This is a genomic window from Mongoliimonas terrestris (genome assembly GCF_001927285.1).
GTDB classification, from domain to species: Bacteria; Pseudomonadota; Alphaproteobacteria; order Rhizobiales; family Pleomorphomonadaceae; genus Chthonobacter; species Chthonobacter terrestris.
On sequence record NZ_MSIG01000007.1, the window covers coordinates 1 to 13,982 of the forward strand.

17 protein-coding genes are annotated in these 13,982 nt (G+C 70.0%); all 17 read right to left on the reverse strand.

Features of this window, described 5'->3' with window-relative positions; translation table 11 throughout:
* Positions 1-708: flagellin N-terminal helical domain-containing protein (locus BUQ68_RS11675; RefSeq protein WP_075216159.1), on the reverse strand; the 708-nt coding region annotated here is incomplete at its 3' end.
* 284 nt (positions 709-992) lie between these two features.
* A complete protein-coding gene (locus BUQ68_RS11680) occupies positions 993-1,913 on the reverse strand; it encodes a flagellin N-terminal helical domain-containing protein (RefSeq protein WP_175577800.1) in 921 nt (306 codons plus the stop codon).
* 220 nt (positions 1,914-2,133) lie between these two features.
* Positions 2,134-3,066: a flagellin N-terminal helical domain-containing protein gene (locus BUQ68_RS11685; RefSeq protein WP_075216160.1), complete on the reverse strand. Its 933-nt coding sequence runs from the start codon at positions 3,064-3,066 to the stop codon at positions 2,134-2,136.
* A 200-nt stretch (positions 3,067-3,266) separates the two neighbouring features.
* A complete protein-coding gene (locus BUQ68_RS11690) occupies positions 3,267-4,214 on the reverse strand; it encodes a flagellin N-terminal helical domain-containing protein (RefSeq protein ID WP_075216161.1) in 948 nt (315 codons plus the stop codon).
* 133 nt (positions 4,215-4,347) lie between these two features.
* Complete coding sequence (fliP, locus tag BUQ68_RS11695) at positions 4,348-5,067, reverse strand: flagellar type III secretion system pore protein FliP (RefSeq protein ID WP_075216355.1); 720 nt, start codon at positions 5,065-5,067, stop codon at positions 4,348-4,350.
* A gap of 125 nt (positions 5,068-5,192) precedes the next feature.
* Positions 5,193-5,681 (reverse strand): flagellar basal body-associated FliL family protein, encoded by a 489-nt coding sequence (locus tag BUQ68_RS11700; RefSeq protein WP_083656518.1) that lies wholly within the window; start codon positions 5,679-5,681, stop codon positions 5,193-5,195.
* Positions 5,682-5,692: 11 nt separating this feature from the next.
* A complete protein-coding gene (flgH, locus tag BUQ68_RS11705; protein ID WP_075216162.1) occupies positions 5,693-6,400 on the reverse strand; it encodes a flagellar basal body L-ring protein FlgH in 708 nt (235 codons plus the stop codon).
* Positions 6,397-6,942 carry a MotE family protein gene (locus tag BUQ68_RS23065; RefSeq protein ID WP_075216163.1) on the reverse strand — a complete coding sequence of 182 codons (546 nt, stop codon included), beginning with the start codon at positions 6,940-6,942 and terminating at the stop codon, positions 6,397-6,399. Before BUQ68_RS23065 ends, flgH begins: the two co-directional genes overlap by 4 nt.
* Positions 6,943-7,004: 62 nt before the next feature.
* Positions 7,005-8,099: a flagellar basal body P-ring protein FlgI gene (locus BUQ68_RS11715; protein ID WP_075216164.1), complete on the reverse strand. Its 1,095-nt coding sequence runs from the start codon at positions 8,097-8,099 to the stop codon at positions 7,005-7,007.
* Entirely contained in the window at positions 8,099-8,566 is a 468-nt protein-coding gene (flgA, locus tag BUQ68_RS11720) for a flagellar basal body P-ring formation chaperone FlgA (protein ID WP_075216165.1), read from the reverse strand. Before flgA ends, BUQ68_RS11715 begins: the two co-directional genes overlap by 1 nt.
* A gap of 20 nt (positions 8,567-8,586) precedes the next feature.
* On the reverse strand, positions 8,587-9,375 hold the full coding sequence (gene flgG, locus BUQ68_RS11725) for a flagellar basal-body rod protein FlgG (RefSeq protein WP_075216166.1): 789 nt from the start codon (positions 9,373-9,375) through the stop codon (positions 8,587-8,589).
* Positions 9,376-9,388: 13 nt separating this feature from the next.
* Entirely contained in the window at positions 9,389-9,691 is a 303-nt protein-coding gene (gene fliE, locus BUQ68_RS11730; RefSeq protein WP_075216167.1) for a flagellar hook-basal body complex protein FliE, read from the reverse strand.
* Entirely contained in the window at positions 9,688-10,110 is a 423-nt protein-coding gene (gene flgC / locus BUQ68_RS11735; protein WP_075216168.1) for a flagellar basal body rod protein FlgC, read from the reverse strand. The genes fliE and flgC overlap by 4 nt, the downstream gene beginning before the upstream one ends.
* Positions 10,111-10,113: 3 nt before the next feature.
* The gene (locus BUQ68_RS11740) at positions 10,114-10,494 is read right to left on the reverse strand and encodes a flagellar basal body protein (RefSeq protein ID WP_075216169.1); all 381 of its coding nucleotides are present in this window, start codon (positions 10,492-10,494) and stop codon (positions 10,114-10,116) included.
* Positions 10,495-10,636: 142 nt separating this feature from the next.
* A complete protein-coding gene (locus BUQ68_RS11745; RefSeq protein ID WP_075216357.1) occupies positions 10,637-11,923 on the reverse strand; it encodes a FliI/YscN family ATPase in 1,287 nt (428 codons plus the stop codon).
* Between the two features lie 41 nt (positions 11,924-11,964).
* Positions 11,965-12,690 (reverse strand): flagellar basal-body rod protein FlgF, encoded by a 726-nt coding sequence (gene flgF, locus BUQ68_RS11750; RefSeq protein ID WP_075216170.1) that lies wholly within the window; start codon positions 12,688-12,690, stop codon positions 11,965-11,967.
* A 3-nt stretch (positions 12,691-12,693) separates the two neighbouring features.
* The gene (locus BUQ68_RS11755; RefSeq protein ID WP_075216171.1) at positions 12,694-13,956 is read right to left on the reverse strand and encodes a DUF1217 domain-containing protein; all 1,263 of its coding nucleotides are present in this window, start codon (positions 13,954-13,956) and stop codon (positions 12,694-12,696) included.
* Positions 13,957-13,982: the final 26 nt, after the last annotated feature.

The window sequence follows — 13,982 nt, forward strand, 5'->3', positions numbered from 1 at the left end:
CTGGGTGGCGGCGGCCGTGATGGCGGCGAACTGAAGCTCCAGGATGGAGGTCGTTTCGGCCAGAGTGGTCATGTCGGCGGCTTCGTCGGTCAGCGCCGAGATGTCGATGGTGGCCAGCGACACGGTGGTGCCGCCGACCGTCACGTCCCCGTCCAGGATGCCGGCGTTGCCGTTGGCGTCGTAGAGGACGATGTTGGTGATGTCGATGCCGATGTTCTGCACCGAGACTTCGCCGGCCGGCGTGCGGATGAAGGACGACAGGATCTGCTTGACGGCGCCGTAGCCGGCCGTGCTGCTGTCGACCGAAAGCCAGTTCTGGCCGTTGAAGATGGCCGAGTTGGCGATGGTGGAGAGCTGGCCCTGGAGCTGGGTGATGTCGGCCTGGATCTTGGTGCGGTCGATGCCCGGCTGGGCGGCGGCCACGAGCTTGGCCTTCATCTCCTTGACGATGTCCACGGTCGCGTTCAGCGCCGTGTACTGCACGTCCACGGTGGCGGCGCCGAGGCCGAGGGCTTCCTTCACCGCGCCGAGGGCCATGTTGTCGGACCGCATGGTGGTGGCGATCGACCAGTAGGCGGCGTTGTCGGCCGCCTCGCCGACCTTGAGGCCGGTGGAGACGCGGCTCTGGACGACGTCCATGGACTGGGCGATGGAGGAGAGGGTGCGCAGCGCGGTCTGCGCCGAGGCATTGGTCAGAAGGCTTGCCATGAGATGTATGTCCCTGAATTTTAATCACTTTGGGACATACCGGATTGGTCACTACCGGCACGACGGAGGCGGCTTCATGCCTCGAGCCCGCTTCTCTTCGCTGGGGCGTCCGTCGTGATGTCACCCTACCGGTGTTAAGCTTGACACAAGGTTAAGCGCGACGGACGAAATGCGTTTTCTTGCTTGCCGTCCGCCGGATCGCTCCGCGCCTCGCCCCAAACGCGGACCGGCCGCGCCCTTTGCGAGGGCGCGGCCGGAGATGGTGTGAAGCGGCTTCCGCCGGATCAGCGGAACAGCGACAGGATGTTCTGCGTGTTGCCGTTGGCGATCTGCAGAGCCTGGATGCCGAGCTGCTGCTGGACCTGTATGGCCTTGAGGCGGGTGGATTCCGCGTCGAGGTCGGCGTCCACCAGCTGGCCGATGCCGCGGTCGAAGGCGTCGATCAGCGAGGTGACGAAGGTCTTCTGCAGGTCGATGCGCTTCTTGGCCGAGCCGAGCTGGGTGGCGGCGGCCGTGATGGCGGCGAGCTGGGTCTCCACGATGGAGGTGTTCTCCGCCAGCGTGGTCATATCGGCGGCGGAATCGGTCAGCGCCGAAATGTTGATGGTGGAGACGTTGGCGGTGGTGCCGCCCGAGGTCACGTCAACGTCCAGGATGCCGTCGCCCGCGCCGGAGTCGAAGAGCGCCACGTTGGTAATGTCGACCGTGATGGTCTGCACCGAGACGGCGCCCGCCGACGAGCGGGTGAAGGACGACAGGATCTGCTTGGTGGCGCTGTAGCCGGCCGCGCTGCTGTCGACCGAAAGCCAGTTCTGGCCGTTGAAGATGGACGAGTTGGCGACGGTGGAGAGCTGGCCCTGCAGCTGGGTGATGTCGGCCTGGATCTTGGTGCGGTCGACGCCCGGCTGGGCCGCGGCGACGAGCTTGGCCTTGATCTCCGTCATGATGCCCACGGTGGCATTGAGGGCCGTGTACTGCACGTCGACGGTGGCAGCGCCGAGACCGAGGGCGTCCTTCACGGTGGCGAGGGCGGCCGTGTCGGAACGCATGGTGGTGGCGATCGACCAGTAGGCGGCGTTGTCGGCCGCTTCGCCCACCTTCAGGCCGGTGGAGACGCGGCTCTGAACCACGTCCATCGACTTGGCGATGGACGACAGGGTCTGCAGCGCCGTCTGGGCGGACGCATTGGTGAGAAGACTTGCCATGGAGATGTATGTCCCTTGACGCAAAACAGAAGGGGACATACCGGATTGAACACTACCGGCACGAGGGAAGCGGCATCATGCCTTCGTCCCGGGCCCAACAGGCAATCCGGAACGACCATCGTGCCGTCACCCTAGCGATGAGCCGTTGCGGAACCGTTACGCGGCTCCGACGGCAGCGGGGAAACCCGCGCGTCCACCGGCGTGGACGCGCGGGTTTCGATCAGTTGCGGAAGAGCGCCAGGATGTTCTGGCTGTTGCCGTTGGCGATCTGAAGCGCCTGGACGCCCAGCTGCTGCTGCACCTGGATGGCCTTGAGGCGGGTGGATTCCGCGTCGAGGTCGGCGTCCACCAGCTGACCGATGCCGCGGTCGAAGGCGTCCATCAGCGCCTTCACGAAGGTCTGCTGCAGCTGGATGCGCTTCTTGGCCGAACCGAGCTGGGTGGCCGCCGCCGTGATGGCGCCGAGCTGAAGCTCCACGATGGAGGTGGTCTCGGCCAGCGTCGTCATGTCGGCGGCGGAATCGGTCAGCGCCGTGATGTTGATGGTGGCCATCGACACGGTGGTGCCGCCGACCGTCACGTCCTTGTCCAGGATGCCGTCCGCACCAGGGGTGACGCTGGCGTCGTAGAGGCTGACGTCGGTGATGTCGACCGTGATGGTCTGCACCGACACCGCACCGGTGGAGGTGCGGATGAAGGACGACAGCACCTGCTTGTTGGCGCTGTAGCCCGCCGCGCTGCTGTCCACCGAGAGCCAGTTCTGGCCGTTGAACATGGCCGAGGTGGCGATGGTGGAGAGCTGGCCCTGGAGCTGGGTGATATCGGCCTGGATCTTGGAGCGGTCGATGCCCGGCTGCGCCGCGGCCACCAGCTTGGCCTTGATCTCCTTGACGATGTCCACGGTCGCGTTCAGCGCCGTGTACTGCACGTCGACGGTGGCGCCGCCGAGGCCGAGCGCGTCCTTGATGGCCCCGAGCGCCATGTTGTCGGACCGCATGGTGGTGGCGATCGACCAGTAGGCGGCGTTGTCGGCGGCGGTGTCGACCTTGAGGCCGGTGGAGATGCGGTTCTGCACCGTGTCCATCGAACGGGAGATGGCGGCGAGGTTCTGCAGCGCGGTTTGCGCGGAGGCATTGGTCAGCAGGCTGCCCATGGCAGGTTATCCTTGGCGAAGGGAAGATCGCATACCGGATTGCGGTGAGGTACCGGTCCGACGGTGCGGCGTCATGCCGACGGGAGCGCCGGTCGGCGCCTGCCCGTTCCGTCGGTGGGCCTGACCGCCGCCTTGAGGCGGCGGGCGGAAGGCCCGGGATCGTGGGACGGCCGGCCCGGTCGCTTGCGCGACCGTCGGCGTCAGCGCTCGGTGAACAGCGCCAGGAGCGTCTGCGGCGCTCCGTTGGCGATGGTCAGCGATTCCAGGGTCAGTTGCTGGCGGACCTGCAGCGCCTTCTGGCGCGTGGACTCCGCCTCCATGTCGGCGGCCACCAGGCCGGTCGTCACCTCGTCCAGCGTGGCCTTCAGGAAGTCGACGAAGGTGCTCTGCATGTCGACGCGCATCTCGGTGGATCCGAGGATGGACCCGGCCTCCGTGATGTCGACGAGCGTCGCCTCCACGATCGAGAGATAGTTGTCGAGGACCGCAAGGTCCGCCGGCGCGTCCGTGAACCCGCTGATGTCGAGGGTGGCGACGGCGGCCGTGTCGCCGATCGGCAGCGGATGGGTGCGCGGCCGGTCGAGAATCCCGAGGGCGGGGCCGCCCGGCGACTGCGGGTCGAACAGCTTCAGCTGGTCGAGGTCCACGGTCACGAACTGCAGCTCGAAGGCGCCCGTGACCGGATCCCGGCCGGTGCCGCTGAGGATGCGGCGGGTGCTGTCGAAGCCCGGCGCGCCGCTGTCCACCGACAGCCACGGGTCGCCGTCGGCGGCGACGGTTGCCGTGGCGGCGAGCTGCAGCTGCAACTGCGTGATGTCGCTCTGCACCCGCGCGCGGTCCACCCCGACGGTGCGGGCGATCATCAGCTTCCCCTTGATCTCGGTGAGAAGCTTGACGCTCGCGTCGAGGGCGATCGCCTGCGCGTCCACACGGGCGGCCGCCAGGCCGAGGGCGTCGGCGATCGACGACAGGGCACCGGTCTCGGCGCGCATGGTGGTGGCGATCGACCAGTAGCTCGCGTTGTCGGCCGCCGTCTCGATCGCGTAGCCGCTGGACGTCCGCCGGACCGACGCCTCCAGCGCCCGGTCGGTGCTGGCAAGCGTCTGAAGGGCGATCTGGGCGGCGGCGTTGGTCAGGAGGCTCGGCATTGGTCTGGTCCGTTCGTTGCCGGTCTGTCGCCGTAGGATGGGTGTGGCGCCGTCGCCGGCTCGTGTCTTGGTTGCCACCCTAGGCTGCCAGCCTTGCGTGAGGCTGGCGCTTCCTGGCGCGGCTGCCCATGGGCTACCAGTAGGAGCGCACCAACCCGGCGATAAGGATGTTCCACCCGTCGATCAGCACGAAGAAGAGCACCTTGAAGGGCAGCGCCACCACCGCGGGCGGCATCATCATCATGCCCATGGACATCACCATGGTGGCGACGATCAGGTCGATCACCAGGAAGGGCAGGGCGATGAGAAAGCCGATCTCGAAGCCGCGCCGGAGTTCCGACACCATGAAGGCCGGGATGAGCACGGTCAGCGACGGGTTGGCCTCGCTGCCGGGCGGTGGTCCCTCCACGCCGGGGCCGTATTGCAGGTCCTGGAAGAGCGCGAGGTCCTTCTCGCGCACGTGCGCCAGCATGAAGGCCCGGAAGGGATCGACGATCTTGCCGAACGCCTCCTCCTCGTCGATGCGGTTCTCCAGCAGCGGCTGCAACCCGTCCCGCCAGGCCGCCTGGAAGGTCGGCTGCATCACGTAGGCGGTCATGAAGAGGGCGAGGCTGATCAGGATCAGGTTCGACGGCGTGCTCGGCAGGCCGAGGCCGGAGCGCAGGAACGAGAAGGCGATCACGAAGCGGGTGAAGCTCGTCACCATGACGAGGATGCCGGGCGCCAGGGAGAGCACGGTGACGAGCGCCATCACCTGGACGAGCCGCCCGGCCACCGAGCCCTCGCCCGGCGGCAGCACGTCGGAGAGGTCGAACGCCTGGGCCGACGCCGTCGCGGCGGTGAGGCCGAGCATCGCGCCGGCGAGCCCGAGGGCGGCACCCGCGGCGGCGAGCCGGCGCGTCCAGAACCGGGCCGGCGCAGGGGCGGCGTCCGCCGGGACGGCGGCCGGCAACGGATTGCGGGGCATGGGATCGGTCCTCATTGGATCACCAGGGCATGCACGACCACCTCGCGCACCAGTCCGCCGGACTTGGCGGCCGCCCGGATCTCCAGGTCTTCCTTGAGACCGGCGAGGCCGACCGCGCCCTGGATGTCCTGCAGCGACAGGGTGCGCACGAAGGTCAGAAAGTCGCTTTCGATCACCGCCTGGGCGGCCGAACCGCTCTCCGGCGGCCCCTCCAGCAGCAGGCTGGTCTCCAGCCGGATCCAGGCGTTCTGGGGCGCCTTCAGGTTGGCGATGATGGGCTGCAGGCGGACCAGCCGGCTGTCCGTGCCGAAGGTCGTCGGCAGTTGGGTCTTCTCGCGCTCCTCGCGCTGCTGCTTGGCGAGTTCGGTCTTGGCGAACTCGATCAGGTAGAGGCTGGAGCCCACCCCGGCGCCTGCCGCCGAGAGCGACAGCACCACCAGCCAGACGACGGCCATCAGGCCCATGCCCTTGCCGTCCGATGCGCCGCTTGCCGTTGCCATGGGAGATGCCCTCAGTAGGGGGACAGGGTGTCGAAGATCTGCTGGCCGACCGCCGGCTGCTGCACCTCGCTCAGCCGGCCGCGGCCGCCGTAGGAGATGCGCGCCTCGGCGATCTTGTCGTAGGCGATGGTGTTGTCCGACTTGATGTCGCGGGCGCGCACGATGCCGGAGAGCTGGAGCACCCGCATCTCGGCGTTCACCCGCACCTCCTGCACGCCGGAGATCAAAAGGTTGTCCGCCGGCAGCACCTCCACAACCGTCGCCGCCATGGAGAGCTTGATCTCCTCGGACCGGTCCACCGAGCCCTTGCCGCGCGACCGGCTGCTGCCGCTGAGATTGACCTCGCCGTTGGCGCCCACCTCACCGATGTCGTTGCCGAACAGGAAGTCGAGGCCGAACTTGCTGTCGCCGCTGCGCTCCCGGTTGGAGGCGTTGTCCAGGGTGGCGCGGTCGTCGATGGAGATGTTCACCGTCACCACGTCGCCCACCTGGCGGGCGCGGCTGTCGGTGAAGAAGTCCTGGCCGCGCCGCGTCCAGAGGGAGTTGAACGAGCGCAGGCCCGCCGCCTCCACCGGGGCGGGCATGTCGTGGCGGGCAAGCGCGAAGCCGGTGCCGACCGGCGAGAGAGCCGGCTCCTTGCCGATCTGCCGGTCCGTCTGGCAGCCGGCGAGCGCCAGGCTCGCCGCGAGCGCGAGGCCGGGGCCGAGGGGGCGGCTCACGAGTTGTTCTCCCGGGCCCGGTCGTCCTCGCGCCGGAGCTTGGCGACCGCGGTCGCCAACACGCCGGCGCGCGTCGTGTCCATCTCGTTCATGATCGGCCCCACCGCGCGCGGCGGCAGCTTCATCAGGATGGCGACGGCCAGGTCGTTGCCGAGGGTGGAGAGTTGGGCGGCGGCGGCGTCCGGCCGCATCCGGCTGTAGATCGCCACCAGCTTCTCGTCGGCGCGGCCGAGGAGTTCGTGCCGCTTGGCGAGCCAGCCCCTGGCCTCGTCGGTGGCGGCCTTGAGGGCGGTGATGCGCGCCTCGATGCGCTGCTCGGCGAGGATCAGCCGGCGGATCTGGAGCTCCCGGCGGATGTCGTCGGCGCCGCGGCCGTTGCGCAGGCAGAAGTCGCGCGCTTCCACGGCGCCCGCCTCGTCGGCCGCAAGGGTCGGCGCGGCCCCGCCGAGGCCAGCGCCGACGAACACCGCGAGCGCCACGCCGGCGGCGCGGATGGTTGGCCCGCGGCCGGCGGGCCGGCGGTCGGCTCTCTTCTGTCGCATGGGTCAAGGGCTCCGGTTGGGAAGGGCGCCTGCGCGAGGGGCATGGGGTCGCCCGCGTTCGGTCACTGCACCACCAGGTCCGCCTGGAGGGCGCCGGCCGACTTGATGGCCTGGAGGATGGCGATGATGCCGTTCGGCTTCAGACCGATGCGGTTGAGGCCGGAGACGAGGGTGCGCAGGTCGGTGCCGTTGACGAAGGCGATCTGGCCCCCGGCCTCGTCCACGTCCACGAAGGTGCGCGGCACCACTTCGGTCACCCCGTCGCTGAACGGCGCCGGCTGGGACACCATGGGCGTCTCCGTCACCCGCACGGTGAGCGCCCCGTGCGTCACCGCCACCGGCGACACCTGCACGTTGGCGCCGATCACCACCGTCCCCGTTCGCTCGTCGATGACGATGCGGGCCGGCGTGTCGGCGTCCACCTGCAGAAGTTCGATCTCCGCCACGAAGCGGCTCGCCGAAACGCCCGGCGGGATCTGCAGCGCCACCGAGCGGAGGTCGCGGTCGATGGCCATGTTGCCGCCGTAGACCCGCCGGGTGTGGAGGTTGATGGCGTCGGCGATGCGGGCCGCGGTGGCGAAGTCCGGGTTGCGCAGCTCCAGCGTCAGCGCCGGCAGGTCGAGGAAACGGTCCGGCACGGATCGCTCCACGATCGCCCCGTTGGCCACCCGGCCGCTCGTCGCCACCCCTTGCGACACGGTCTCCGCCTCGCCCTCGGCGACGAAGCCGCCGACCGCGACGGGGCCCTGGGCCATGGCGTAGACCTGGTCGTCGAGACCGACGAGGGGCGTCGCGATCAGGGTGCCGCCCTGCAGCGACGAGGCGTCGCCGAGGGAGGAGACCGACACGTCCACCCGGGTGCCCGGGCCGGCGAAGGCCGGCAGTTCGGCCGTCACGGTGACGGCCGCCACGTTCTTCGTCCGCAGCTGCGCGTCGCGCACGTTGACGCCCATGCGGTCCAGCATGGACTGCAGCGCCTGGCCGGCGAACGGCACGTTGCGGATGCCGTCGCCGGTGCCCTTCAGGCCGACCACCAGGCCGAAGCCGACGAGCTGGTTGGAGCGGACGCCCTGCACCTGGGTGATGTCCTTGATGCGGGAGGCGTCCGCCGGTCCGGTCGCCACGAGGCCGAGGAGGAGGGCGAGGGCGGCGCGCATCAGTTGATGCCGATCCGCACGATGCCGTCCTGGCCGACCGTGCCGCTCACCACCACGCCGCTGTCGAGGTTGCGCACCCGGATCATGTCACCGGCCGCGCCGCTCTCCAGGCTCTGGGCCGGGGTGGAGATCTGCAGGCCGCCGTCGACCAGGACCACGGTCACGGTGGCGCCGCGTGCGATCACCGTGGCGGCGGCGGTGGAGCGCATCGGGATCGGCCGGTTCGGCAGGAGCATCCGCTTGGCCGCCCGGCCGACCACGTCGTCGGGCGAGCGGGCGACCGGGTCCCGCTCGGCCACCAGGGCGGCGAACAGGCCGTTGTCCAGCATGTCCTCGGTGATCACCTCGCCCGGATAGATGACGAGGCGGGGCACCGGCAGGGTGAGCGGCTCGTCGGCGAGCGCCGGCACGCCCAGCATCAGCAGCGTCGCGGCGCCGCGCACCGCGGTGTTCAACAGGCCGATCATCGGCGTTTCTCCTCCGGCGGTCAGCGCAGACCCTTGCTGACGACCCCGGCCATTTCGTCGGATGCCTGGATCACCTTCGAGTTCATCTCGTAGGCGCGCTGGGCGGCGATGAGTTCGGTGATCTCCTTCACCGGGTCGACATTGGAGGCCTCCTTGAAGCCCTGGCGCACCCGTCCGAAGCCGGGGTCGCCGCCGAAGCCCGCGATGGGCGCGCCGGAGGCGCCGGTCTCGCGGAAGAGATTGCCGCCGAGGGCCTCCAGGCCCGTGTCGTTGATGAAGACCGCGAGGTTGAACTGGCCGAGCTCCAGCGGCACCCGGCCGTCGCCGTAGCGGGCGAACACGCGGCCGGTCTCGTTCACGGTCACGCCCACCGCGTCGGGCGGCACCGTGATGGCCGGGTCCACCACATAGCCGTCCGCGGTCACCACCTGGCCGGCGTCGTTGGTGTTGAAGGTGCCGGCGCGGCTGTAGAGCATCTCCGCGTTGGGGCCGACCACCTGGAACCAGCCGCGCCCGTCGAGGGCAAGGTCCAGCGGGTTGTCGGTCTGGGCGAGCGAGCCTTGCCGGTGCAAGGTGCGGATCGCCACCGTGCGGGTGCCGAGGCCGATCTGCGCGCCCTCCGGCACCTCCCCCTCGGCGCCCCCGTTCGGCACGCCCTGGAGGCGTTCGGTCTGGTAGATCAGGTCGGAGAACTCCGCCTGCGCCCGCTTGAAGGCGGTGGTGTTGATGTTGGCGATGTTGTTGGCGATGACCTCGACGTTGGTCTGCTGGGCCGCCATGCCCGTCGCCGCGATGGCCAGGGATCTCATCGGTCAAGGCTCCTCAGATCGGCATCCGGGTGATGTCCTGGTAGGCGGCGATCGCCCGGTCGCGCACGGCGACGCCGGTCTGGAGGGTGAGTTCGGCGGCCATCACGGCCTGCGTCACCTCCTGGGCCGAGGCCTTGCCGTTGAGACCGGCGAGGCTGACGCTCTCGGCGGTGCGCAGCTGGTCGTAGGCCGCGCTCGCCACCTCGCGGAACACCTCGCCGAAGCTGGCCTGCGGCGCGCCCGGTGTCTGCACGGGGGCCGCCTGGCCCACGGTGCCGGACAGCTGGCGGAATACCTTCATCACGGATTCGATCATGATCCACTCCTCATGAGGTCGATGATGCGCATCGTCATCGTGCGCGCCTGTTTCATGACCTCCAGATTGGCCTCGAAGGTGCGGTTGGCCTCGCGCATGTCGGCGAGCTCCAACAGCGGGTTGACGTTGGGAAGCTTGACGTAGCCGTCCGTGTCGGCGGCCGGGTGTCCGGGGTTGTGCACCCGCTGGAACGGCTCCGGGTCGCGGCCGATGTCGCCGACCCGGACGAGGTTCGCCTGGACGAGGCGGTCGAACTCGTTGGTGAACGAGATCATCTTGCGCCGGTAGGGGTCGCTGCCGGGGGTCGTGCCGGTCGACTGGGCGTTGGCGAGGTTCTCCGAAACCACGCGCAGGCGCGTCGACTGCGCCCGAAGCCCGTGGGCGGCGATCTGCATGGTGGCGTTGAGCGGATCCTGCATCGGTCAGCCTCGGGTGGTCATGAGCAGCATGCGGTGGAAGGTGCGCATCGACGCGGTGGCGAGGTTCTGCTCCTCGGCGACCCGGGCCTGCTTGATCATCTCCTGCTCCAGCGAGACCGAGTTGCCCGACGCCGACACCGCCCAGGCGCTCGTGTCGGCGCTCACGTCCTCCTCCACGCCGGACCGGCCGCCGGTCATGTGGAGCGGCCGGGTCACGGCCATCTTCAGCCGGTAGCGCCGCAACTCCTCGCTGAAGGGCTCGATCTCCAGGGCGCGGAAGCCCGGCGTGTTGGCGTTCGCCACGTTCTCGGCGACCGCCGCCTGGCGGGTGGAGAGCCACGAGAGCTTCTCGAACCCGAGCTTGAAGAGAAATATGGGCTCCATCGCCTCGCCTCACCGGTCTCATCTGCGGGCACTATGGCGGCACCACCTTGTCCGAGGCTGGCCCGCCCGCTCCCCCGGCCATCCCCTGGTTTGCCCGCGCCTTTGACCCAACCGGCCCGAGCACCGGCACGGCCGGCGGCGCTCAGGTGAGCGCGGCCGCGAGCTCCCGGTAGGCGTCCGTCGAGGGCGGGTCCGACGGGGCCGGATTGAGCGCGTCGTAGAGGCGCGGCACCAAGGCCAGGGCCTGGTCGAGGTCCGGATCGTTGCCGGGCGTATAAGCCCCCATGGCGCGGAGGTCGCGGCTGTCCTCGTAGCGGGCGATCAGGCCGCGCAGGCGCGTGGCGAGCTTCTGCTCGTCCACCGTGCGGGCCTTGGCCGAAAGGCGCGACACCGACTTCAGCACGTTCACGGCCGGAAACCGGCCGGCCTCGGCGATCGCCCGGTCGAGCACGATGTGGCCGTCGAGAATGCCCCGGATGGCGTCCGCGACCGGGTCGTTGTGGTCGTCGCCGTCGACCAGCACCGAGATCACCGCCGTGATCGAGCCCGCGCCCGGACCGCCCGGGCCGGCCCGCTCCATCAGGAGGGGCAGTTCGGTGAAGACGCTCGGCGGATAGCCCCGGCTCACCGGCGGCTCGCCGGCGGCGAGCGCCACGTCGCGGGCGGCGTGGGCGAAGCGGGTGGCGCTGTCGACGACGAGGAGCACCCGCTCGCCCCGGTCGCGGAAGTATTCCGCCACCGTCATGGCGGTGGCGGCGGCGAGCCGGCGGCGCATGGGGCTCTCGTCCGCCGTGGAGACGATCGCCACGGCCCGGTCGCGGTTCAAGGCGAGCGCGTCCTCCACGAACTCGCGCACCTCCCGGCCGCGCTCGCCGACGAGGGCCACCACGATGGTGTCGAACGAGGCGGCCGCCGCCAGCATGGACAGGAGCGTCGTCTTGCCGACGCCGGAGCCGGCGAAGACGCCGATCCGCTGGCCGGCGCAGAGCGGCGTGAAGAGGTCGATCACCCGAAGGCCCGTCCGGACCGGCTCCTGCACCCGCTCGCGGTGCACCGCGGCCGGCGGGGCTGCTCGCAGCGCGCGGGCTTCGGCGCCGACGGAGAGCGGCCCGAGGCCGTCCAGCGGCGCCGCGAAGACGTCGAGGATGCGGCCGCGCCAGGACGGGTCGGGGTGGATCCGAAGGTCGCCCAGCCGGTGGACCGGGTCGCCGATGCGCACGTCGATGCGGGTGTCGAACGGCTTGACCACCGCCACGCCCGCGTCGATCCGCACCACCTCGCCGGCGGCCACGCGGTCGCCGATCGCGCAGCCGAGCCGCTCCTGCAGCCGCACGAAGCGGGAGACGCCCGCCACCGTGAACGAGGACGGGCGCACGTCCACCACCCGCCCGGAGATCGAGAGCGCGGGTTCCGCCGCCATGGCTGTCATGGCGTCGGCGAGGCGGCCGAGGTGGCCGGCCGGCGCGCCGGTCACGAGGCGGCGCCCAGTTCACGTACCACGCGGCCCTGGGTGGACTCGGCGGTTTCCAGCGCCGAGGCGGCGGCCTCGAAGGCGCGCTGGACCATGATCAGACGGGTCATCTCCAGCACGGGCGAGACGTTGGAGGTCTCCACGAAGCCCTGGTGCACGCTGATGCCGGCGAAATCCGTCACCGGCTGTCCGGGCTGGTCGGACACCACCGCGGAATTCTCCGACCGGGTCAGCACCGCGTCCGCCGGTAGTTGGAAGAGGCCGATGGACCCGGTGCGCTGCCCGGCCTGGAGGATCTGCCCCTGGCTGCCGATGGTCGGCGGCCCGCCCGCCGGGTCGATCTCGATCCGCTGGCCGCCGGCGTCCACCACCGGATGGCCGAGCAGCGTCACCAGGCCGCCGGCGGCGTCCAGCTTGAAGCGGCCGTCGCGGGTGTAGACGAGACCGTTCGGCGTCTGGACCCCGAGCCAGGCGTTGCCCGTGATGGCCACGTCCAGTTCGTTGCCGGTCGGGTTGAGGCCCCCTTCGGCGCGATCGATGAAGATGTCGCCCTCGCTCACATAGTCGACCTGATTGTCGCCCTGGCCTTTGAGGACGGCCTCGAAGCGCACGGCGTCGGACTTGAAGCCGACCGTGTTGATGTTGGCCATGTTGTTGGCGATGGTGACCATGCGCCGCTCCAGGGCCATCTGGCCGGAGAGCGCGATATAGCTTGCGACCGACATGGGTCAGCGTCCTCCAAGGCGCAGCGATTGCAGGGAGAGCAGGAGGCTCTCCGTCGCGGCGCCGGTTTCGTTGGTGAAGAGCGCCAGGGCCGGGCTCGTCGGGCCGCTGGACGCGCCGGCGTCGCTGACGCTCCACCGCGCGACGAAGCGGTTGACGAAGGCGTCGAGCGCCCGCGTGTCGCGCTGCAGGGTCGCCGGGTCGAACTTGCCGGCGAGCGCGCGCACCTGGCCGTCGAGACTGCTGCGGGCGGTGTCGGCGGAAAGCCCGACGGCCGTGCGGACCACCGTGGCGAGCGCCGGCTCGGCCAGGAACTTCATGATGTTGTTGGCCTTCACGGCCTCGTCGGTGAGCCCGGTGGCGGTCGTCGGCAGGGCCATGGTGGCGATGCTGCGCCGGAAGTTGAGCGCCAGGCGCACGCCCTCGTCCTCGTCGCCGGCGTTGATTTCCATCACCTGCCGCTTGTAGGCATCCACCACCGGGCCGCGCACGGTGGAGAGCCGGGTGGCGTCCTCGCCGAGTTCGCGAAAATTGAAAGCGGTGGCAAGGGCCCGGAACCGCTCGTCCGAAAGGCGCCGGGCGAAGCTCGCCGGGTCCGCGAGGTCGCTCTGCAACACTTTGCGGATGATGCCCTTGGAGCCGATCATGTCCTCCAGGCCGAAGGCCCGCATGGCGTAGTTGAAGACCCGGCCGCTCTTCAGGAAGTCCTCGATGGAGCCGATCTTGTCCACGTTGGCGAGGTAGAAGGCGGTCTCCCGCTGGACCTTCGGGTTCATCTCGGTGCGCCGATCCACGGCGAGCGCGACATTCGGCGCCGGCGGCGCCTGCCGCTCCACCGCCGCCCGATAGCGCGAGAGCACCGCCTGGCTGACGCTCGTGTTGACCAGCGTGTAGCCCTTGAACACCGGGAAATCGAGGGCGGCCGAAAGCGCCAGGTAACGCTGGTCGTCGATCGTCTGGGCGGCCGACGGCTTGTTTTCGTCGAGCGCCCGCGGGCCCTCGGTGAGCACCCGGCGAAGGAGGCCCTTCGCCCCCGCGGCGTGCTCCAGATCGAACGCCTTCAGCACGATCCCGAGCATCCGCTCGTCGGCCAGGAGCGCGTCGACGCTGGTGATCGAGGCCGCCCGCTGCTTGTAGTAGGCGGTCTCGGCGCCGATCTGGCGGGCCTTGTCCTCGGCGGACGGCGCGGTGGCGGCGGCCGCCTGCCGCTCGGCCTGCCGGTCCAGGTCGCGGACGATCATCCGGTAGCGAAAGCTCGTATCCACCATGGCGCACCTCCGGGCCGGGGTGCCGG

What these genes read in the sequence shown, in the direction of transcription:
- BUQ68_RS11700 (WP_083656518.1), bottom strand. Translation starts at nt 5,681, where the DNA reads ATGGCAACGGCAAGCGGCGCATCGGACGGCAAGGGCATGGGCCTGATG.
- flgA (WP_075216165.1), bottom strand. Translation starts at nt 8,566, where the DNA reads ATGATCGGCCTGTTGAACACCGCGGTGCGCGGCGCCGCGACGCTGCTG.
- fliE (WP_075216167.1), bottom strand. Translation starts at nt 9,691, where the DNA reads ATGATCGAATCCGTGATGAAGGTATTCCGCCAGCTGTCCGGCACCGTG.
- fliP (WP_075216355.1), bottom strand. Translation starts at nt 5,067, where the DNA reads ATGCTCGGCCTCACCGCCGCGACGGCGTCGGCCCAGGCGTTCGACCTC.
- BUQ68_RS11680 (WP_175577800.1), bottom strand. Translation starts at nt 1,913, where the DNA reads ATGGCAAGTCTTCTCACCAATGCGTCCGCCCAGACGGCGCTGCAGACC.
- BUQ68_RS23065 (WP_075216163.1), bottom strand. Translation starts at nt 6,942, where the DNA reads ATGCGACAGAAGAGAGCCGACCGCCGGCCCGCCGGCCGCGGGCCAACC.
- flgC (WP_075216168.1), bottom strand. Translation starts at nt 10,110, where the DNA reads ATGCAGGATCCGCTCAACGCCACCATGCAGATCGCCGCCCACGGGCTT.
- BUQ68_RS11685 (WP_075216160.1), bottom strand. Translation starts at nt 3,066, where the DNA reads ATGGGCAGCCTGCTGACCAATGCCTCCGCGCAAACCGCGCTGCAGAAC.
- flgF (WP_075216170.1), bottom strand. Translation starts at nt 12,690, where the DNA reads ATGTCGGTCGCAAGCTATATCGCGCTCTCCGGCCAGATGGCCCTGGAG.
- BUQ68_RS11740 (WP_075216169.1), bottom strand. Translation starts at nt 10,494, where the DNA reads ATGGAGCCCATATTTCTCTTCAAGCTCGGGTTCGAGAAGCTCTCGTGG.
- BUQ68_RS11755 (WP_075216171.1), bottom strand. Translation starts at nt 13,956, where the DNA reads ATGGTGGATACGAGCTTTCGCTACCGGATGATCGTCCGCGACCTGGAC.
- BUQ68_RS11745 (WP_075216357.1), bottom strand. Translation starts at nt 11,923, where the DNA reads ATGACAGCCATGGCGGCGGAACCCGCGCTCTCGATCTCCGGGCGGGTG.
- BUQ68_RS11690 (WP_075216161.1), bottom strand. Translation starts at nt 4,214, where the DNA reads ATGCCGAGCCTCCTGACCAACGCCGCCGCCCAGATCGCCCTTCAGACG.
- flgG (WP_075216166.1), bottom strand. Translation starts at nt 9,375, where the DNA reads ATGAGATCCCTGGCCATCGCGGCGACGGGCATGGCGGCCCAGCAGACC.
- BUQ68_RS11715 (WP_075216164.1), bottom strand. Translation starts at nt 8,099, where the DNA reads ATGCGCGCCGCCCTCGCCCTCCTCCTCGGCCTCGTGGCGACCGGACCG.